The sequence below is a fragment of the Micromonospora sp. DT46 genome, from assembly GCF_049841735.1.
In the GTDB taxonomy this organism is placed as follows: Bacteria; Actinomycetota; Actinomycetes; order Mycobacteriales; family Micromonosporaceae; genus Micromonospora; species Micromonospora reichwaldensis.
Window position 1 is genome coordinate 130,873 of the sequence record NZ_JBNCKW010000010.1, and the last position, 20,225, is coordinate 151,097.

The window sequence follows — 20,225 nt, forward strand, 5'->3', positions numbered from 1 at the left end:
GGGGGCGTGCAGTTCACCAAGGGCCACGGCACCGGCAACGACTTCGTCATCCTCCCCGATCCGGACAACCGGCTCGACCTGACCCCGGGGCTGGTCGCGGCCCTCTGCGACCGGCGGCGCGGCCTCGGCGGCGACGGCGTGCTGCGGGCGGTCCGGGCAGCCGCGCACCCGGAGGGCGCCGAGCTGGCCGGCGAGGCCGAGTGGTTCATGGACTACTGGAACGCCGACGGGTCGTTCGCGGAGATGTGCGGCAACGGCGCCCGGGTCTTCGTGCGCTACCTGGTCGCCGGCGGGCTGGCCGAGCCGGCGGAAGGCGCGCTGCCGGTGGCCACCCGGGCCGGCGTCGTGCGCGCGCTGGTCACGGCCGACGCCATCGCCGTCGAGATGCGCCGCCCCCGGCTGTACGACACCGCGACCGCCACCCTCGGCGGACTGACCCTGCCCGGCACGGCCGTGGACGTGGGCAACCCGCACCTGGTCTGCGCGCTGCCGGCCGGGCTGGACCTGACCGCGCTCGACCTCACCCGGGCCCCCGACGTCGACCCGGCGGTCTTCCCCGCCGGGGTGAACGTGGAGTTCACGGCCCCCGGCGAGCCCGTCGACGGCACCGACGGCCACGTGCTCATGCGCGTGTACGAGCGCGGCTCCGCCGAGACGCTCTCCTGCGGTACGGGCGCCTGCGCGGTGGCTGCGGTGGCCCTGCGCGACGCCGGCCGGGACACCGGCGTGCTGGCGGTGGACGTCCCCGGCGGACGCCTCTCGGTCACGGTGACGGAGGACTCCTGCTGGCTGGCCGGCCCGGCCACCCTGGTAGCCACCGGCACCCTGGACCCCACCACCCTCACCACATCCGCCTGACCCACCCCACCCCGCCCCGCCCTCGGCCCGGGGCCGCCCCGCCCCCTGACCCTGTTGATCATGAAGTTATTGCCGGGGAGAACGCTTTCCTGGGGCAATAACTTCATGATCAACACGCTCGGGGCGCTCGGGGCGCTCGGGGCGCTCGGGGCGGGCGGGGCGGGGTGGGGTGGGGGGTCAGGGGGTGGCGCTGGCTTCGGCGGCGATCTCGGGGAGGTCGGCGGGGCCCGGGTCGGCGGCCGGGGCCGGAGCCGGGTTCTGGGCGGCGGCGCGGACCGCCGCGGCGACCGCCGGGGAGACCCGGGAGTCGAAGACGCTGGGCACGATCACCGTCGGGTTGATCTTGTCCTCGCCGACCACGTCCGCGATGGCCCGGGCCGCCGCGATCGCCATCTCCTCGGTGAACTCCTCGGCGTGCGCGTCCAGCATGCCCCGGAAGACACCCGGGAAGGCGAGCACGTTGTTGATCTGGTTCGGCTGGTCGGAGCGGCCGGTGGCGACCACGGCGGCGTACTTGCGCGCCTCCCGCGGGTCGACCTCCGGGTCCGGGTTGGCCAGCGCGAAGACGATCGAGTCCTTGGCCATCGTGGCGATGTCGTCGCCGGTGAGCAGGTTCGGCGCGCTCACCCCGATGAAGACGTCCGCACCGCGTACCGCCCCGGCCAGGTCGCCGGAGTAGTTCTCCTTGTTCGTGTTCTCGGCCAGCCACTGCCAGGCCGGGTTGAGCCCGCTCTGGCCGCGGTGCAGGGCGCCCTGCCGGTCGTACGCGATGATGTCGCCGACGCCCTGGCGCAGCAGCAGCTTCATGATCGCGGTGCCGGCCGCGCCCGCGCCGGAGACCACGACCCGGACGTCCGCGAGCTGCTTGCCCACGACGCGCAGCGCGTTGGTCAGCGCGGCCAGCACACAGATCGCGGTGCCGTGCTGGTCGTCGTGGAAGACCGGGATGTCCAGCGCCTCGCGCAGCCGCGCCTCGATCTCGAAGCAGCGCGGCGCGGCGATGTCCTCCAGGTTGATCCCGCCGTACGCCGGGGCGATCGCCTTGACGATCTGCACGATCTCGTCGGTGTCCTGGGTGTCGAGCACCACGGGCCAGGCGTCCACCCCGCCGAAGCGCTTGAACAGCGCGGCCTTGCCCTCCATCACGGGCAGCGACGCCGCCGGCCCGAGGTTGCCCAGGCCCAGCACGGCGGAGCCGTCGCTGACCACGGCCACGGTGTTGCGCTTGATGGTCAGCCGGCGGGCGTCGGCCGGGTTCTCCGCGATCGCCATGCAGACCCGCGCCACCCCCGGGGTGTACGCCCGGGACAGCTCGTCGCGGTTGCGCAGCGCCACCTTCGAGCTGACCTCGATCTTGCCGCCGAGGTGCAGGAGGAAGGTCCGGTCGGAGACCTTCCGCACGTCCACGCCGTCCAGCGCCGTCAACGCGTCGACCACCTGGTCGGCGTGGCTGGCGTCAGCGGTGTCGCAGGTCAGGTCGACGAGCACGTGGGTCGGGTCGGAGTCCACCACGTCGAGCGCGGTGACGATCGCCCCGGCCTCACCCACGGAGGTGGTCAGCCGGCCGATCGAGGACGCGTCCGCCGGCACGGCGATCCGAATCGTGATCGAGAATCCGGCACTTGGAAGTCGGGTGATGGCCACGGGGTCCCTCCGTCGACGCTGAACGGCTGCCCCGCATTTCTACTCGCCCCGGCGGGCCCCTCCGGCATCCGCCCCCACTTTTGTGGCCCGTTCGAGCGGGCATATAGCGGGTGCGTTCCGCGTTGGCACATGTCAGGATTGCTCGGTACGTGACAGAACGGACAGGAGACCGGCTTGCACAACCAGGAGACCCTTCTTCCCTACGAGGACGACGAGCTCGACGCCACCACCGGTGAGTTCGAGCTGTCGGAGCGGCAGGCGCTGCGGCGGGTCCCCGGCCTCTCCACCGAGCTCGCGGACATCACCGAGGTCGAATACCGCCAGCTGCGTCTGGAGCGCGTGGTCCTCGTCGGCGTCTGGACCGAGGGCTCGCAGAGCGACGCCGAGAACTCCCTCACCGAGCTGGCCGCGCTGGCGGAGACCGCCGGCTCGCAGGTGCTCGAGGGGCTGATCCAGCGGCGCAACCGCCCCGACCCCGCCACCTACGTCGGCCGGGGCAAGGTCGACGACCTCGGCTCGGTGGTGCTCTCCACCGGCGCCGACACGGTGATCTGCGACGGTGAACTGTCGCCGTCCCAGCTGCGCAACCTGGAGCAGCGCACCAAGGTCAAGGTGGTCGACCGCACCGCGCTGATCCTCGACATCTTCGCCCAGCACGCCAAGAGCAAGGAGGGCAAGGCGCAGGTCGAGCTGGCCCAGCTCGAATACCTGCTGCCGCGCCTGCGCGGTTGGGGTGAGACCCTCTCTCGGCAGACCGGTGGTAGCGGTCGTGGCGGCGGCGCCGGCGGCGGCGTGGGTCTGCGCGGCCCCGGTGAGACGAAGCTGGAGACCGACCGGCGTCGGATCCGCCACCGCATCTCCCGGCTGCGCCGGGAGATCAAGGGCATGCGGACCGTACGCCAGACCAAGCGCGCCAGGCGTTCCCGCAACGCCGTGCCGGCCGTGGCCATCGCCGGCTACACCAACGCCGGCAAGTCGAGCCTGCTCAACCGGCTCACCGGGGCGGGCGTGCTGGTGGAGAACGCGCTCTTCGCCACCCTCGACCCGACCACCCGCAAGGCCACCACGGCCGACGGGCGGCTCTACACCCTCTCCGACACGGTCGGGTTCGTCCGGCACCTGCCCCACCAGATCGTCGAGGCGTTCCGCTCGACCCTGGAGGAGGTCGCCGAGGCCGACCTGGTGGTGCACGTCGTCGACGGCACCCACCCGGACCCGGAGGAGCAGGTCCGGGCGGTCCACGAGGTGCTCGCCGAGGTGGGCGCCGACCGGCTGCCCGAGCTGCTGGTGGTCAACAAGACCGACGCGGCCGACGAGGAGACGCTGCTGCGGCTCAAGCGGCTCTGGCCGGAGGCGGTCTTCGTCTCCGCGCACTCGGGTCGCGGGATCGACGGGCTGCGCGAGGCCGTCGAGGCGCGGCTGCCCCGCCCGGCCGTGGATATCCGCGCGGTGCTGCCGTACGACCGGGGCGACCTGGTGGCCCGGGTGCACCGTCAGGGCGAGGTGCTGAGCACCTCCCACCTGCCGGAGGGCACCCTGGTGCACGTGCGGGTCGGTGAGGCGCTCGCCGCCGAGTTGGCGCCGTTCCGGGCGGACGAGGACCAGGCGGTCGCGGGCGCCCGGTGACGCCCTCCCGGCGTCACGCGTCGGAAACGCCCGGCATGCGACACTGATTCAATGCGCCGCGCTGTTTCTTCGGTCACGGTCGCCCTCGGCTTGCTGGGGGCGACCGTGGCGTGTACCGGAGTCGCCCTGGCGGCGGCGCCCGCCTCGGCCGCGTCCCCACTCGCGGCAGCTCCCGGCAAGAAGCGGTGCACGGTCACCGACGAGCGGCTGCGGGAGCTGTCGGGCCTGGTGGCCACCAAGAGCGGCTACATCGTGATCAACGACGGCACCGACGTGGAGAGCCGCAAGCGGATCTTCTTCCTCGACACCAAGTGCGGGATCGCGAAGGAGCCGGTCCGCTACTCGGGTCAGGGGCCGTTCGACACCGAGGACCTGGCGCTCTCCCCGGACGGCACGACGATCTGGATCGCCGACACCGGTGACAACGTCACCAGCCGGGAGCGTCGCCCGCGGGTGGCGCTGTGGAGCATGCCGGTCAATGGGTCGAAGCGGCCGGTGCTGCACCGGCTCTCCTACCCGGAGGGCAAGCCGCACGACGCCGAGGCGCTGCTGATCGGCGACGACGGCAACCCGTTGATCATCACCAAGGTGATGTCCGGCAAGGCCCAGATCTTCACCCCCGCCGAGAAGATGAAGAGCGGGGACACCCCGGCCGTGCCGATGAAACAGGTCGGCGAGATCAGCCTGCCGGAGACGGACACGGACAACCGGCTCGGCGCCCCCGGCCGCGTCGCGATCACCGGCGCGGCCCGGTCCCCCGACGGCTCCCGGGTGGTGGTGCGCACCTACGCCGACGCCTTCGAGTACGACGTGACCGACGGCAACGTCGTGGCGGCCCTGACCGGCGGCAAGCCCCGGGTGACGGCGCTCGCCGACCCGTTCGGTGAGGCGATCACCTACAGCCCCGACGGCAAGACCTTCCTGACCGTCTCCGACGGCGGCCAGCTCGACGAGGACGCGCCGATCGACATCCTCGGCTACACACCCTCCGCGGAGGGCGCGAAGCCGGTGGCCGGCGGTGGCGGCGCGCCGAAGAAGGCCGGCCAGTCCTGGGTCGACGGCCTGAGCCTGAGCGACATCACGTACCTGATCGCGGCCGTGGGGGTGATCGGTGCGCTGATGGTGGCGGCGGGTGTCTTCGGCATCCTCCGGTCCCGGCGCAAGCCGGCGCCCCCCCGCGACGACGACGGTGCCGACCGCGACGACGTCCCCGCCGACGACCGGCGTGGGCCGGCGGACGACGGCTTCCTTCCGCCGGGCGACCGGGGCCGGGGCGGCGTCTACGGCGGTGCGCCGGCGGCCGGGGTCTACGGCGGCCCGGCCGGTGGGCGCGGCGGTCCCGCGCCGGCCGGCGGGGGACCCGGTGGCGCCCGCCCGGCCGGTGGGGGCGTCTACGGTGGCGCCCGTCCGGCTGCCGGCGGCGGGGTCTACGGCGGCGGTCGCCCGCCTGTGGACGGGCCGCCCAGCCTGGGCGGTCCGCCGCCAGGCGGCGGTGGTCGCCAGGGTGGTGGCGGTGGCCGTCAGGGTGGTGGCCGTCAGGGTGGCGGCGGTGGCCGTCAGGGCGGTGGCGGGCGTCAGGGTGGTGGCGGACGCCAGGGTGGCGGTGGTCGCCAGGGCGACGGTCGTCCCGGTGGCGGTGTCTACGGGGGCGGCGGGCAGCCGGGCGGTGGCGTCTACGGCGGTGGCCGGGCGGAGCCGCCGCGTCGGGGCGACGAATCGGACCCCCGTGGCCAGCGGCCGGTCCGCCGGCGCGACGACGGCCCCGACGACGGTCGCGGTTACGGTCACGTGCCCGGTGGTGGCCGGGGCTACCGGGGCGACCGCTACTGAGGCTCTGGGCCTGCCGGAGACGGCAACGGACGCTCAGAGCCCGCAATCGAGCGGCACGGCGCCCGGGTGACCGCCGACGGCGGCCACCCGGCGCGGTGGCGGATCAGATGCGACGCAGCACCGCGACGACCCGGCCCATGATCGTGGCGTCGTCGCCGGGGATCGGGTCGAAGGCCGGGTTCTGCGGCATGAGCCAGACGTGCCCGTCGCGGCGGCGGTAGGTCTTCACGGTCGCCTCGCCGTCGAGCATGGCGGCGACGATGTCGCCGGCCTCGGCGGTCGGCTGCTGCCGGACCACGACCCAGTCGCCGTCGCAGATCGCCGCGTCCAGCATCGAGTCGCCCTTGACCTGGAGCATGAAGACCTCGCCCTCACCCACCAGCTCGCGGGGGAGGGGGAAGATGTCCTCCACGGCCTGCTCGGCCAAGATCGGGCCACCGGCCGCGATCCGGCCCAGCATCGGCACGTAGGCCGGGGCGGGACGCTGCGAGCGGGCCAGCTCGTCGTCGACCTCGGCGGGCGCCCGGACGTCCACGGCGCGCGGCCGGTTGGGGTCGCGGCGCAGGAAGCCCTTCTTCTCCAGCTCCTTGAGCTGGTAGGCGACGCTGGACGGCGAGACCAGGCCGACGGCCTCGCCGATCTCGCGCACGCTCGGCGGGTAGCCGTGCCGCTCGACCCAGCTGCGGATGAACTCCAGGATCCGGCGCTGCCGGGCGGTGAGATCCACCGTCGCGGGGTCGGGGAAGGCACTGACCACCGGGGTGACCGGGCGCACGGCGGGCTGCCCGGTCCGGCTGCGCGCGGCGCCCCGGCGTCGGGTGGCCGGCGGTCCCGCCTCGGTGATCTGCTGCGGGCTCTTCGGCCGGCTGGCCCGATCCTCGGTCACGTCCGTCCTCCCTGGTCGGCGCTGGGTGCCTTGGCGGCTCGTGGTGCGTGCGGGGGTGCTGGTGTGCGGTGATGCTGGTGCGTGCGGTGGTGCGAGGTGACCGGTGGACGGAGGATTCCGCGCCCGGTTGTTCAAGACCGTATAGGTGAGATCGGTCATTTTCAAACATCTGTACGACCTTGCTCGGCGTGTCGGGGTGAAAACCGCTCCGCTCGTACTCGTGTTCTGATAAATGGTACGCCGGGTCGAACGGGTGTTCGACTTTCGTCCGATCGTCGGCCGTTTCGCACCGGCCGGACCGGTAACCCGCGGGGGCGTCGGACGGTTGGTCCTGCGGCGGGTTGCGGTGCCGGTCGATCCCGGAGTCGGGTGACGCGCCGGACACGCCGGCCAACTTGACCTCCGATCCGCAGCGGCCTACGGTCAACCCCTAGATGTAGTAGTCACACGGGCGTAAGTCGCCTACAGGTTGGGTTCGACTACCCACCGCACTCCGGCACCGTCGACACGGCGAAGACCATCGGCAGATGGCTCCGTCGCGCTGACGCGTGCCCGGCGAGTGGTCGGCGGGCCCGCGATCGACGAAGGAGGTCGGGTGCGATGCGGTGTCCGTACTGCCGGCACGCCGACTCCCGGGTGGTCGACTCGCGGGAGGCCGACGACGGCCAGTTGATCCGCCGGCGGCGATCCTGCCCGGAGTGCGGCAAGCGGTTCACCACAGTCGAGGAGGCGGTCCTCGCGGTCGTCAAGCGCAGCGGGGTGACCGAGCCGTTCAGCCGTACGAAGATCGTCGGCGGGGTGCGCAAGGCGTGCCAGGGCCGGCCCGTGGACGACGACTCGCTCGCGCTGCTCGCGCAGAAGGTCGAGGAGACCGTCCGGGCCAAGGGGGCCGCCGAGATCCCCAGCCACGAGGTGGGGCTGGCCATCCTGGGCCCGCTACGGGACCTGGACGAGGTCGCCTACATGCGGTTCGCCAGCGTCTACCGGTCGTTCGACTCGCTCGCCGACTTCGAGCGCGAGATCGAGACGCTGCGAGCCGCCGCGCGCGCCCGGGAGGGCGCCGGGGCCGACGCGGCCGAGGCCGCCGGCCGTACCAGTTGAATTCTTCGCAGTTTGTTGACAGTCGGATCGGGCGGCGGGTGGCCGTGCGGACGAGGGGGCGGATGAGATGTCGGGGGACGGTGTGACAACCAGCAGGGCACGCAACAAGGCCGGCGCGGGGCTCAAGATCGAGCGGGTCTGGACGACCGAGGGGGTGCACCCCTACGACGAGGTCGCCTGGGAGCGCCGCGACATCGTCATGACCAACTGGCGGGACGGCTCGGTCAACTTCGAGCAGCGCGGCGTCGAGTTCCCGGAGTCGTGGAGCGTCAACGCGGCGAACATCGTGACCACCAAGTACTTCCGGGGCGCCGTGGGCACCCCGGAGCGGGAGTGGTCGCTGCGGCAGTTGATCGACCGGGTGGTCACCACCTACCGCACGGCGGGTGAGGAGTACGGCTACTTCGCCGGCCCGGCCGACGCCGAGATCTTCGCCCACGAGCTGACCTGGATGCTGCTGCACCAGGTGTTCAGCTTCAACTCGCCCGTCTGGTTCAACGTCGGCACGCCCTCGCCGCAGCAGGTCAGCGCCTGCTTCATCCTGGCCGTCGACGACTCGATGGACTCCATCCTGGACTGGTACAAGGAGGAGGGGCTGATCTTCAAGGGTGGCTCCGGCTCCGGCGTGAACCTGTCCCGGATCCGTTCCTCCCGCGAGCTGCTCTCCTCCGGCGGCAACGCCTCCGGCCCGGTCAGCTTCATGCGCGGCGCGGACGCCTCCGCCGGCACCATCAAGTCCGGCGGCGCCACCCGGCGCGCGGCGAAGATGGTCATCCTCGACGTGGACCACCCGGACATCCAGGAGTTCGTGGTCACCAAGGCGCGCGAGGAGGACAAGATCCGCGCGCTGCGCGACGCCGGGTTCGACATGGACCTCGGCGGCGCCGACATCGTCAGCGTGCAGTACCAGAACGCCAACAACTCCGTCCGGGTCTCCGACGAGTTCATGACCGCCGTGGAGAACGGCGGCGGCTTCGACCTGCGCGGCCGGCTCGACGGCGCGGTCATCGAGACCATCGACGCCAAGAACCTGTTCCGCACCATCTCCCACGCCGCCTGGGAGTGCGCCGACCCCGGCCTCCAGTACGACGACACCATCAACGACTGGCACACCTGCCCGGAGACCGGGCGGATCACCGCGTCGAACCCGTGCTCGGAGTACCTGCACCTGGACAACTCCTCGTGCAACCTGGCCTCGCTCAACCTGATGAAGTTCCTCCGCGCCGACGGCGGCTTCGAGGTGGAGAAGTTCGTCCGGTCCGTCGAGTTCGTCATCACCGCGATGGACATCTCGATCTGCTTCGCCGACTTCCCGACCGAGAAGATCGGCGAGACCACCCGCGCCTACCGGCAGCTCGGCATCGGCTACGCCAACCTCGGCGCCCTGCTGATGGCCTCCGGCCTGCCCTACGACTCGGAGCAGGGCGGCTCGGTCGCCGCGGCGATCACCTCGCTGATGACCGGCACCGCGTACCGCCGCTCGGCCGAGCTGGCCGGCGTCGTCGGCGCGTACGACGGCTACGCCCGCAACGCCGAGCCGCACAAGCGGGTCATGCGCAAGCACGCCGCCGCCAACGACGAGATCAAGCCCTCGGGCACGGTGGCCACCGCGATCGTCCGTGAGGCGACGAAGCAGTGGACCCAGGGCAACAAGATCGGTGACAAGTTCGGCTGGCGCAACTCCCAGGCCAGCGTGCTCGCGCCGACCGGCACCATCGGCCTGATGATGGACTGCGACACCACCGGCGTGGAGCCGGACCTGGCGCTGGTCAAGTTCAAGAAGCTGGTCGGCGGCGGCTCGATGCAGATCGTCAACCAGACGGTGCCGCGCGCCCTGCGCAGCCTCGGCTACCCCGAGGAGCAGGTCGAGGCGATCGTGGAGCACATCGCCGACCACGGCCACGTGGTCGACGCCCCGGGCCTCAAGCCGGAGCACTACCCGGTCTTCGACTGCGCGATGGGCGAGCGGTCCATCGCCCCGATGGGCCACGTGCGGATGATGGCGGCCGTCCAGCCGTTCATCTCCGGCGCCATCTCCAAGACGGTCAACATGCCGGAGCAGGCCACCGTCGAGGACGTCGAGAAGATCTACTTCGAGGGCTGGAAGCTCGGCCTCAAGGCGCTGGCGATCTACCGCGACAACTGCAAGGTCGGCCAGCCCCTGTCGGTCGCCAAGCCGAACAAGGCCGCCGCGACCATCCAGGCCCCGGCCGCCGAGGTGGAGAAGGTCGTCGAGAAGGTCGTCGAGTACCGCCCGGTGCGCAAGCGGCTGCCGAAGAAGCGTCCGTCCCAGACGGTCAGCTTCTCCGTCGGCGGCGCCGAGGGCTACCTCACCGCGTCGTCCTACCCGGACGACGGCCTCGGCGAGGTCTTCCTCAAGATGTCGAAGCAGGGCTCGACCCTGGCCGGCGTGATGGACGCCTTCTCGGTGGCCATCTCCATCGGTCTCCAGTACGGCGTCCCGCTGGAGACGTACGTCAGCAAGTTCACCAACATGCGCTTCGAGCCGGCCGGCATGACCGACGACCCGGACGTGCGGATGGCCGCCTCGGTGATGGACTACATCTTCCGTCGCCTGGCGCTGGACTTCCTGCCGTACGAGCGCCGCGCGGAACTGGGCATCTTCACCGCCAGCGAGCGGGCCGCCCAGCTCCGGGCCGAGGCGGAGGCGGAGGCGAGCGGTGCGGACCTCACCGCGATGGCCGCCTCCGCCCCGGTCGAGGCGCCGACCGAGCCGAAGACCGGCCCGATCGCCCAGCCGGCGCAGGAGACCGCCGACGTCGCCGCCGCCAAGCCGGCGCCGTCGGTCGGTTCCAGCACCGAACTGCTGGAGGCCGTGATCGGCAAGGCCGCCGACGCGCCGCTCTGCTTCACCTGCGGTACGAAGATGCGCCCGGCCGGTAGCTGCTACGTCTGCGAGGGCTGCGGCTCCACCAGCGGCTGCAGCTGACGTACGAGTGACAAGGTGGGCCGGTGGACATCCGCCGGCCCACCTTGCTTGCTCCGCGACAAGCAGGCCCAGCCATAAGGCCGACGCGTCGGCGGCACGGCGTTAGCATCGAGTCCCATGATCGTATGGATCAATGGCACCCACGGCGCAGGCAAGACAACGACCAGTGCCCTCGTGCAGCAACTGATCCCGGACTCGCGGGTGTTCGACGCCGAGAAGGTCGGCGAAACACTCATGGACATCACGCCGGGGCTGCCCGAAACGGACAATTTCCAGCACTGGCCGCCGTGGCGGCAGTTGGTCGTCGAGACCGCTCGACGCGTCCTCGACTACACCGGCGGCACTCTGGTGGTGCCCATGACTGTCCTGGTCGAGCAGTACTGGCGTGAGATCAGCGCTGGCCTCGCCCAACATGCCATCCCGGTGAGGCACTTCGTGCTCCATGCCGACCGCGACACACTTCGCGGGCGCATCGAGGGGGAACATCCCGTCCCTTCACCATTTCGTCTCAGGTACCTCGATGCCTATTCGGAGGCGGCCCGCACGTGGTTGCACGCCGAGGCCGAGGTCGTCGACACCACGCACCTCACCCCCGCACAGGCCGCCCTACACATCGCAGTGGCCGTGGGGAGTGAGAGTTGAGCGTGATCGAGGGCGCGCCGGTGTCGTTGTGCGTCCACACGTGGTCCTACCTGGCGTGGCGGCCGAGGACCTGACACGTATGCCCGCTGGGCTGTTGCACCGGCATTTCCTGGGGGTGGCTCCGGTCGTGAGGCATCGACTGCGATCATCGGAGCATGACGATTGCCGAGAGCTACGTCGAGTTCGCCACCCGGGAGGCGCGCGGCGTGTCGCCGGCGTACGAGCGCCTGTCCCTCGCCGTCTCCCGCGACGACGAACTGCTCGCCCTGCTCGGTGCGCTCCCGCGAGGAAAGCGGCAGCCGAACCTGCTGTTCGGCGTCGTACGACTGCTCGGCGGGCCGGTCGACGACCCGGCGGCCTTCCGCGACTTCGCGCTGGCGAACTGGCCGGCGATCGAGGCGGAACTGCGCACCCGCGCGACCCAGACGAACGAGCCCGGCCGGTGTGCCGTACTGCTGCCCGTGCTCGCCGCGTTGCCGCAGCCGCTGGCGTTGCTGGAGGTCGGCGCGTCCGCCGGGCTCTGCCTCTACCCCGACCGGTACGCCTACCGCTACGGCGACCACGCGCTCGGCGCGGGCGAACCGGTCCTCGGTTGCGCGGCGACCGGCCTGGCCCCGCCGGACCGGTTACCGGAGGTGGTGTGGCGGGCCGGCCTGGACCTCAATCCGCTGCGGGTGACCGAGCCGGCGGACGTGGCCTGGCTCGACGCCCTCATCTGGCCGGAGCACACGCACCGCCGCGCCCGGCTGCGGGCCGCCGCGGCCGTCGCCGCGTCCGACCCGCCGCTGCTCGTGCGCGGCGACCTGGTGGACGACCTGCCCGCGCTGGCCGCGCGGGCGCCGGCGGGCGCGACGCTGGTGGTGTTCCACACCTCCGTGCTCTACCAGGTGCCGGCGCCGCGCCGGGCGGCGTTCGCCGACGCGGTACGCGGCCTGCCCGGCCACTGGATCTCCAACGAGTCCCCGGACGTGCTGCCCCACGACGCGTTGCCGGAGCCGCCGGACGAGGCGCTGTACAACGTGCTCGCGCTGGACGGCCGACCACTCGCATGGACGAGCCCGCACGGGCAGGCGATGACCTGGTTCGGGTGACCCGACGGGCTGCCGTGCCGTGCGCCGGCACGGCAGCCCGCGTACGTCACTGCTGCTTCTGCTGGCAGGGCACGCAGAAGCGGGCGTGCGGTAGCACCTCCAGGCGCTCCCGGGGGATCGCGGCGGAGCAGCGCTCGCAGATGCCGTAGCGGCCCTCGGCGAGGCGGCGCAGCGCCCCGCTGACCTGCTCGATGCTCCGCCGGGTGGCGGCGATCAGCGCGCTCTGGGTGTGCGCCTCGCCCGGGTCGCCGGTGTCGGCGGTGAGCTGCGTCAGCCGGACGGTCTGCGCCTCGAAGTCGTTGGTCAGTGTCGTACGCAGGTCGTCGAGCCACTTCTGCTCGCTGGACTGGGTGGGCGTGGTCATGGCGTAGCTCCTCGGGAAAAAGAAAAAAGGCCGAAGCTGGATAGCTTCGCCCTGGTGGCCGTTCGCAAGAGTTGCAATCGGTTCACGGAGGGCCACGTCCGGCGGGGCTCGGCAGTCGGGAGGCGACCGAGCCGGCGCACGACGGCGCGACCGCGGATCGCACCACCCGGGTCGCCACGTTCACCCGCAGGGCGCACCGGCAGACAGCAGCGGGCGCCGCCGTCACCACGACGGCGGTGCTGATCTGCTGACCGGTCGAACACATGCAGCCACCATAGGCCGGGCGGGGCGGAAAGCCAACGTGCTTCCGTGCGCACGGGGGACGGCCCGGTGCCCGGGGCCACCCGGCGCAGCGTGCGACCCGATCGGCCGGCGTCGGGTTCCGCCCGGAGCCAGGGCTGGCATCGACCGGTCAGGCCGCCGGCATGTCCCGCATCCGCCGCAGCGGGGAGAGGACGACGAAGAGCGCGGCGCTCCACGTGCCGAGGACGCAGATCCACAGCGCCGGCCGCAGCCCGAGCTGGCTGGCGAGCGCGCCGCCGGTGAGCGCGCCGAGCGGGATCACGCCGAAACAGACCCAGAGGAACGCCGCGTTCACCCGGCCCAGCAGGGCGGGCGGTGTGATCCGCTGCCGGTACGTCAGGGTGGCCACGTTGTAGAGCACCGCGTTGGCGGAGAACGCGGCCAGGCCGATGCCGTAGAGCAGCATCCCCCAGCCGGGCCGAGCCAGGGGCATGAGCAGGTAGAGCGGGCCCGGGGCGGCCATCGCCACCCAGATCACCCGGGCCGAGCCGAGCCACGCGGTCAACCGGCCGGCGAACGCGCCGACCACGAGGCCGCCCACCGCGCTGACCGAGAAGACGAGCCCGACCAGCGCCGGCGTGGCGTGCAGCTCCTCGAGCAGGAAGACCACCTCGATGGAGCCGGACGCCATGACGAAGAAGTTCGAGGCGGTGGTGCAGGCGAGGATGCTGCGCAGGATCGGCTGGCGGCGGATGAAGCCCAGCCCTTCGGTCATCTCCACCCGCAGCGGCACCCGGTCGCGCCGGGGCGCGGGCTCGCTCGGGGCCTCCCGGATCAGCAGCAGGGTCAACCCGCTCACGGCGAAGGCGAGGCCGGTGACGACGAAGGTCCTCGCGGCGCCGACGAGCCCGACGAGCACGCCGCCGATCGTCGGACCGACGAGCTCGGCGGAATCCTGGCTGACGGTGAGCTTCGCGTTGGCGTCCACGAGCCGGTCCGGCGGCACCAGCCTCGGCAGCATGCTCTTGTGGGCCACGGTGAACAGGACGGTGAGCACGCCGGAGATCCCGACCACCGCGTACAGGAAGCCGAGGGTGAGCAGGTCGGCCAGGGCGACCACCGGCACCGACAGCAGCAACACCGCGCGGCCCAGGTCGCAGGCGACCATCAGCCGCCGCTGGTCGACCCGGTCGGCGAGGATCCCGGCGGGCAGGGAGAAGATCAGGTACGGCAGCCAGGCGAGCGCCGTCAGCAGCGCGACCTGGAAGACGCTGGCGTCGAGCGTGCCGACGGCGAGCAGCGGAACCGCCACGTTGGAGACCCGGGTGCCCAGCTCGCTGACCGTCTGCCCGGCCAGGAGCAGCCCGAAGTTGCGGCTGCGCAGCAGCGAGGGCCGTCTCGGGGCGGCACCCCCGACAGGTGTGGTCGCCTGCTGCGTCACGTCGGCTCCCCGGCCCGCGTCAGCGAACGCCGTGCTGGCGTCGGCGACGCCCCGGGGGTTGACGCGCGTCGCGGGCGCCCGGCCCGGCGATGGTCCATCGGGTCAGCCTGCCGGCCCCGCCCGGACCGACGCCACCGGTTAACGGCCGGCGCCACCGGCGTGGTGTTCACCCAGGGCACCGACACGCTGGCCGAGTCGGCGTTCCTCGCCGATCTGGCTCGGCGCCCCGTCCCGGCCCCCGAGCCGGTCCGTGCCGACGCGTCGACCGGCCTGGAACAGGGGCGACGAACGCGTGTCTAGACTGCGCCGGTGACCGGAGAGCGGCGACCGCTGGCGGACCGGCCGCTGACCGAGCCCCACCCGTCCCGGCTGCCGCCGGAGCACCCGGAACGGGAGCGGATCCTGGCCGCGCACGCCGCAGCCCTGACCGCCGGCGAGGCCGGCTACCTTGACCCGACCAGTGGCCTCTTCGTGCTCAGCGCGGGTTTCCTGGCCCGGCGCGGCACCTGCTGCGGTCGCGGCTGCCGGCACTGCCCGTACGTCGACGACTGACACGGCAGAACGGCAAGCTGATCTACCGACAACCCGGCACTCACCGGTGGACCGAGACTGAGGAGATCTCGCCAACCTTCGCGGGCAACTGACACGCCTCGGCGATCAATCGGGCCGTGGGGTCCAGGCCACGGCCCAGTGCGGTGCCGTTTATGTGCACGTGCTGCTGCAGGACCGGTCCCGCTTCGAAGAAGCTGCCGGGGTGTACGACGATGCCGTGCCGGCTGAGTCGTGTACAGACCGAATGCTCGTCGGGAACGGGCAGCCAGATGTGCGGTCCGTCAGTCGTTTCAACGTCGAACCCGTAGCTGGCGAGGGCCTGGCTGAATGCGGCATGTCGCCGTCTGCACTCGATGACGAATTTACTCGTGTGGCGTTTCGCTCTGGCGTCGGTCAATTGGAATGCCAACGCGAGCTGGAGAATTCGACTGACCCATCGAGATGAGTAGGTGAGCCGCATCCACATCATTTCGATGTATTCCGGGCCGCCGCCGACCACGGCGACGCGCAGGTCCGCGCCGAAGAAGAAGTTGTAACTCTGCATGTGGACGACCCGGCTCGGCAGGTGGTTCGCCAGGGACCGCTGTCGAGACCGCATCAGCGGGGTCAGTGACAGCTCAAAGATCGGAAACGACTCGTCGCGGAGCAGCGCCGCAGCGGCCTCGATCCAGTTGTCGTCCACGGTCCGGCCCGAGGGGGCGCTCCCATTCGGCTGGTAGATCATCGCGGCCGGCTTGCTGATCAACGCCACCCGCAACTGGTCCAGGTCGGGGCCGTTCGCCTGGTACCGGATCGGGACGGCGGTGGCGCCGATGGACTCAAGGATGTCGAGCACCCGCGCCTGGCTGGGCGACTCGATGATCACCCGGTCGCCGGGGCGAGCCACCGAGGTGAGCGCCAGTTCGAGGGCGTCAATGGGGCCGTGGGTGGCGAGGAAGTGATTGGTCTCGGACGGCCAGTACGGCCGGACGGATGCCGCCAGCTCGGGCGTGATGGGATCGGCAAAGGTGTTGTGCAGGGCGGGGCTGCCGAGCGCGTACTCAAGAGCCGGAGCCAGATCCGGCGGCGTCAGGTCGTCGCTGCGCAGGTTTCCCAGGTCGATCGGCATCGTTGACGACGTGCGGACCATGCTGTCGAACCGTCGGGCCCGCGGGGGTTGCGGTGGCCCCAGGACGAAGGTGCCACCCCGACGCCGGGTCTCAATCACGTACCGCAGGCTGAGGGTCTTCCATGCCTGCGCCACGGCCGATCGGCTCATCCCCAACTGGGTCGCCAGATCCCGCACCGTGGGCAGCTGGGACTGTGCCGGCAGTTCGCCCGAGGCGATCATGTCGATGATCGCGCGAGCCAGCGCGTTGGCGGTACGCAGCGTGAGCTGTGACTGAATGAGCCGCAGGCATTCCTCGCTGTCCAGCGGCGCCGGTGGTGTCACGGTTTGTGTCCTTTGATGACGGTGTGCGCCAGAAGTGATTCGGGCGAAGGGGCATGCCGGTGCTGACTGTAGTGCCTCAGGTGGGGGTCGAACCGGGGCGTAGCGCTCGCCCGCTGTGGGTCCTTCCGGGGGCAGAGGCGGGTCGGAGTCAGCCGAGGAACATGTCGTGGCTGGTCAAACAACCCGCCGGCTAATATGTCCATGGACATTTCTCTGTTGACCAGAACATAACCCGAACTTAGCTTCATGTGCGTTGACCTCGCACTTCGGGGTTCCTGCTGCGGAGTCCAGCCACCCTGGCAGCCGCCGCCTGAGTCGCGCCGCATTCAACGAAAGCCGCATACCACTCATTCAGCTCAGAGGACGTGTGCCAGTGAAAACCCCTCGACGCCTCGTGGCCGTTGTCGCGCTTGCCGCGCTCGCCGGGATGGCCGGCTGCACCAAGATCGCCGACGACAAGCCCAACGCTCCGACCTCTTCGACCGAGGTCACGGACGGCGGGACGCTCACCATCGCCGCTGCCAGCGCCCCCGTGGACTGGAACCCGCTGTCGGCCGCCGGTGACACCACCGGCCAGCGCCAGCAGCAGTGGCCGTTCTATCCACACCCGTTCCTGACCAACCCGGACACCACCGTGGTGCTCAACAAGGCACTCCTGGAATCGGGAGAGGTGGTCAGCACCGACCCGATGAAGGTCGAATACAAGATCCAACCGAAGGCCGTCTGGTCCGATGGCACACCCATCACCGGCAAGGACTTCGAGTACACGCAGGCCGTGCAGGACCCGAAGAAGTGCGCCGAGTGCAAGGCCGCCTTCACCGAGGGCTACTCGCTGATCACGTCCGTCGACACCAGCGCGGACGGCAAGACGGTGACGATGACCTACTCGCAGCCGTTCGCCCAGTGGCAGGCGCTGTTCAACTACATCCTGCCGGCGCACGTGGCCGCGTCGTACGGGAACCTGGCGACCTCGTTCAACGACGGTTTCGGCAAGAACGTGCCGAAGTTCTCGGGCGGCCCGTACCTGGTGAAGGAATACCAGGACGGCGTTTCGATGACGATGGTCAAGAACCCCAAGTGGTACGGCGACCCGGTGCACCTGGACACCATCAACACCCGCTACATCGCCGGTCAGGGCGCACAGATCACCGCGCTGCAGAACGGTGAGATCGACCTCGCGTACCAGAACCCGACGGTCGACACCGTCAACCAGGTGAGGGCCATGAACAACATGACCGTCCTGCTCGGTTCGACGCTCACCTACTTCCACCTCGGCATGAAGACCACCGGCGACGTGATGAGCGACCCGGCGCTACGCAAGGCCATTTCCACCGGGCTCAACCTGGACGATATGCGCAAGCGCACCGTGGGCCAGTTCGCCCCGGATCAGCCGACCTCGAAGAGCAGTGTGTACGTGCCCGGGCAGAAGGTGGGTGGCATCCCCGCCTACCGCGAGAACACCGAAGAGCTCAACATCGGCAAGGGTGACACCAAGGCTGCTCTCGATATCCTTGAGAAGGCTGGATACAAGATCACCGACGGCAAGCTGATCCTCCCGGACGGCAAGCCGCTGCGTGACCTGAAGATGCTGACCCTGTCCACCGATGTCCTTCGCATGGAACTCGCGCAGATCACCCAGTCGCAGCTCAAGCCGCTGGGCATCACCGTGACCATCGACGCCGCCGACGGCGCCCGCTACTCTCCCGCGCTGCGGGCGGGCAGCTTCGACATCATGGCCACCGGCACCGCCCTCGACCTGGGCTCGCTCTCCCTCCAGCAGTGGTACGGCACCAAGGCCGCCCGCTCGTTCGGCTACTCGTCGCCGGAGGCGGATCGACTCTTCGCGGCAGCCGCGACGGAGCTGGACCCGCAGAAGCAGATCGATCTGATGAATGAGATCGACCGGACGCTCATGTCCGACGGTGTGGTGCTGCCGCTGTTCGCCAGTCCGCAGATGGCCGCGTATCCCAGCAAGTTCGGCAACATCTTCATCAATCCCAGCAAGTACGGAACCACGATGAATATCGAGCAGTGGGGACTTCGTAAGTAGTTCTCTGCTCAGCGAGAGAGGAACCGGATGACGATCGACTTTGTGGTGGCGACCCCACACGACGCGATTGAGTTCAACGACGTCTACCGCAATACCACCGCAAGTGCCGGCTACATCGCCTGCAACAACATCTACAACCGGGTCGTGCTGAACGAGTGGTATGACATCAACCCGTTCCCGGATCTGGCGACGCACTGGGAGCAGTTGGACGGGTCGCGCCGGTGGCGCTTCCACCTGAACAAGGCCGCCCGGTGGCAGGACGGCACGCCGCTGACCGCGCACGACGTCGTGTACACCCACCTGCACGCCAAGGAGATGGGCTACACCGGCGGGCGGTTCATGAAGGACGTCGAGACGATCGTGGCGGTCAACGACCACACCGTCGACTACCACCTGCACACCGCCAACGCCGGATTCCTCGTCCTGCTGGGCAACTTCATCTTCACCCACATCCTGCCCCGGCACCTGTACGAGGGAACCGACTGGGCCACGAACCCGCACAACCTCAAGCCGGTGGGCTCCGGTCCGTTCCGACTGGCGGAGTGGATTCCGGGCGAGCACGTCATCATGGAAGCGGTCAAGAACCACTGGGGCCCGCAGCCGGAGATCGACCGGCTGATCCTGAAGATCGTCAAGGACCGCGACGAGTGCGTCCGGATGGTCGCCCGGGGTGAGGCGCACTACTTCCCGCAGGACACCCTGACCAAGGACCGGCTGCACCTGCTCGACGGGGCCACGGCCAACATCGAGCTGCTGAAGGACCCGGGGCCGGGCATGGCGCTGCTGGACTTCAACCACGGCCGCGAGATCTGGCAGGACAAGCGGGTGCGGGAAGCGGTCGCCCACGCGGTGAACCGGGCGGAGATCGCCGAACTCGGCGACCCCGGAGTGTCCCAGGCCTGGGACCACTACCTGCTCGGTTCGGTGGAGTGGTCGTTCAACCCGGACGCCAAGGCGCCGGCCCACGACGCCGAACGCGCGCGGGCGCTGCTGGACGAGGCGGGCATGAAGGCCGACGCGTCCGGCGTACGGGCCCGGTTGTCGCTGTTCTACATGGACAGCTTCCACGGCCACAAGCCGCTGGCCGAGCTGATCAAACGGCAGTTGGGCGCGATCGGCTTCGAGGTGAACTTCGAGGGCCTGTCGTCGGTGGACTGGGCGCGCCGGATCGGCCGCGAGCACGACTTCGACCTGATCATCGTCGGTGGCTCGATGGCACCGGACCCGGAGATCACCGCCCCGAAGTACTCCACCGGGGGCGAGAACAACATGGCCCAGCACCGCAACCCCGACGTGGACGCCGCCTACCTGGCCGCGCGCACCGCGGGCACGCTCGCCGAGCGTGGTGAGCACTACCGCCGGCTTCAGGAGATCTGGGCCCGGGACACCGAGTGGGTGCCGCTGTTCTGGTACGGCACCTACTTCGCCCGGAGCCGGGACTTCTTCGGCTGGTCCGACCAGGTTGGCTACTCGGTGCCGTGGTGGCACTGGGGCAGAATCCGCGCCGTCTAGGGA

Annotated in this window: 15 protein-coding genes; 10 read left to right on the forward strand and 5 right to left on the reverse strand. The window is 70.6% G+C overall.

The genetic code is table 11. From position 1 onward, the window contains the following. Positions 1–6 precede the first annotated feature (6 nt). Entirely contained in the window at positions 7–858 is an 852-nt protein-coding gene (gene dapF / locus ACLQ20_RS26205) for a diaminopimelate epimerase (protein ID WP_425857949.1), read from the forward strand. Positions 859–1,035: 177 nt separating this feature from the next. On the opposite strand, the gene ACLQ20_RS26210 is transcribed toward dapF, so the two are convergent. After that, positions 1,036–2,502: an NAD-dependent malic enzyme gene (locus tag ACLQ20_RS26210; RefSeq protein WP_089001418.1), complete on the reverse strand. Its 1,467-nt coding sequence runs from the start codon at positions 2,500–2,502 to the stop codon at positions 1,036–1,038. A gap of 174 nt (positions 2,503–2,676) precedes the next feature. Here ACLQ20_RS26210 and hflX point away from each other — a divergent pair, with 174 nt between their 5' ends. Next, positions 2,677–4,128 carry a GTPase HflX gene (gene hflX / locus ACLQ20_RS26215; protein WP_425857950.1) on the forward strand — a complete coding sequence of 484 codons (1,452 nt, stop codon included), beginning with the start codon at positions 2,677–2,679 and terminating at the stop codon, positions 4,126–4,128. A 51-nt stretch (positions 4,129–4,179) separates the two neighbouring features. Continuing rightward, the gene (locus ACLQ20_RS26220; protein WP_425857951.1) at positions 4,180–5,958 is read left to right on the forward strand and encodes a hypothetical protein; all 1,779 of its coding nucleotides are present in this window, start codon (positions 4,180–4,182) and stop codon (positions 5,956–5,958) included. 103 nt (positions 5,959–6,061) lie between these two features. Here the strand turns inward: ACLQ20_RS26220 and lexA are convergent, their stop codons facing one another. After that, positions 6,062–6,844: a transcriptional repressor LexA gene (lexA, locus tag ACLQ20_RS26225; protein WP_151452422.1), complete on the reverse strand. Its 783-nt coding sequence runs from the start codon at positions 6,842–6,844 to the stop codon at positions 6,062–6,064. Between the two features lie 600 nt (positions 6,845–7,444). Between lexA and nrdR the strand changes: the two genes are divergently transcribed. The 4 genes from nrdR to ACLQ20_RS26245 all read left to right on the forward strand — a co-directional run bounded on the left by nrdR (position 7,445) and on the right by ACLQ20_RS26245 (position 12,628). Continuing rightward, positions 7,445–7,945: a transcriptional regulator NrdR gene (nrdR, locus tag ACLQ20_RS26230; protein WP_132232964.1), complete on the forward strand. Its 501-nt coding sequence runs from the start codon at positions 7,445–7,447 to the stop codon at positions 7,943–7,945. A 67-nt stretch (positions 7,946–8,012) separates the two neighbouring features. After that, positions 8,013–10,895: a vitamin B12-dependent ribonucleotide reductase gene (locus ACLQ20_RS26235; protein ID WP_425857952.1), complete on the forward strand. Its 2,883-nt coding sequence runs from the start codon at positions 8,013–8,015 to the stop codon at positions 10,893–10,895. A 117-nt stretch (positions 10,896–11,012) separates the two neighbouring features. After that, positions 11,013–11,537, forward strand: coding sequence for an AAA family ATPase (locus ACLQ20_RS26240; protein WP_151452424.1), 525 nt, complete (start codon positions 11,013–11,015; stop codon positions 11,535–11,537). A 155-nt stretch (positions 11,538–11,692) separates the two neighbouring features. Beyond that, positions 11,693–12,628: a DUF2332 domain-containing protein gene (locus ACLQ20_RS26245; protein WP_425857953.1), complete on the forward strand. Its 936-nt coding sequence runs from the start codon at positions 11,693–11,695 to the stop codon at positions 12,626–12,628. Between the two features lie 46 nt (positions 12,629–12,674). Here the strand turns inward: ACLQ20_RS26245 and ACLQ20_RS26250 are convergent, their stop codons facing one another. Together ACLQ20_RS26250 and ACLQ20_RS26255 are read right to left on the reverse strand one after the other, a co-directional pair. Beyond that, on the reverse strand, positions 12,675–12,992 hold the full coding sequence (locus tag ACLQ20_RS26250) for a TraR/DksA family transcriptional regulator (protein WP_151452426.1): 318 nt from the start codon (positions 12,990–12,992) through the stop codon (positions 12,675–12,677). A gap of 412 nt (positions 12,993–13,404) precedes the next feature. After that, the gene (locus ACLQ20_RS26255; protein WP_425857954.1) at positions 13,405–14,676 is read right to left on the reverse strand and encodes an MFS transporter; all 1,272 of its coding nucleotides are present in this window, start codon (positions 14,674–14,676) and stop codon (positions 13,405–13,407) included. A 309-nt stretch (positions 14,677–14,985) separates the two neighbouring features. Here ACLQ20_RS26255 and ACLQ20_RS26260 point away from each other — a divergent pair, with 309 nt between their 5' ends. After that, positions 14,986–15,228, forward strand: coding sequence for a DUF5522 domain-containing protein (locus tag ACLQ20_RS26260; protein ID WP_151452428.1), 243 nt, complete (start codon positions 14,986–14,988; stop codon positions 15,226–15,228). Positions 15,229–15,268: 40 nt separating this feature from the next. Here the strand turns inward: ACLQ20_RS26260 and ACLQ20_RS26265 are convergent, their stop codons facing one another. After that, the gene (locus ACLQ20_RS26265) at positions 15,269–16,660 is read right to left on the reverse strand and encodes a PLP-dependent aminotransferase family protein (RefSeq protein ID WP_358116999.1); all 1,392 of its coding nucleotides are present in this window, start codon (positions 16,658–16,660) and stop codon (positions 15,269–15,271) included. Positions 16,661–16,913: 253 nt separating this feature from the next. Between ACLQ20_RS26265 and ACLQ20_RS26270 the strand changes: the two genes are divergently transcribed. Continuing rightward, positions 16,914–18,710, forward strand: coding sequence for an ABC transporter family substrate-binding protein (locus ACLQ20_RS26270; RefSeq protein ID WP_358116996.1), 1,797 nt, complete (start codon positions 16,914–16,916; stop codon positions 18,708–18,710). Positions 18,711–18,737: 27 nt separating this feature from the next. Next, entirely contained in the window at positions 18,738–20,222 is a 1,485-nt protein-coding gene (locus tag ACLQ20_RS26275; RefSeq protein WP_358116993.1) for an ABC transporter substrate-binding protein, read from the forward strand. The last annotated feature ends 3 nt before the right edge of the window (positions 20,223–20,225 follow it).

Excerpts from the sequence above, each read along its gene's own strand:
- ACLQ20_RS26220 (WP_425857951.1), top strand. The coding sequence starts at position 4,180 with ATGCGCCGCGCTGTTTCTTCGGTCACGGTCGCCCTCGGCTTGCTGGGG.
- nrdR (WP_132232964.1), top strand. The coding sequence starts at position 7,445 with ATGCGGTGTCCGTACTGCCGGCACGCCGACTCCCGGGTGGTCGACTCG.
- ACLQ20_RS26235 (WP_425857952.1), top strand. The coding sequence starts at position 8,013 with ATGTCGGGGGACGGTGTGACAACCAGCAGGGCACGCAACAAGGCCGGC.
- ACLQ20_RS26240 (WP_151452424.1), top strand. The coding sequence starts at position 11,013 with ATGATCGTATGGATCAATGGCACCCACGGCGCAGGCAAGACAACGACC.
- ACLQ20_RS26245 (WP_425857953.1), top strand. The coding sequence starts at position 11,693 with ATGACGATTGCCGAGAGCTACGTCGAGTTCGCCACCCGGGAGGCGCGC.
- ACLQ20_RS26250 (WP_151452426.1), bottom strand. The coding sequence starts at position 12,992 with ATGACCACGCCCACCCAGTCCAGCGAGCAGAAGTGGCTCGACGACCTG.
- ACLQ20_RS26275 (WP_358116993.1), top strand. The coding sequence starts at position 18,738 with ATGACGATCGACTTTGTGGTGGCGACCCCACACGACGCGATTGAGTTC.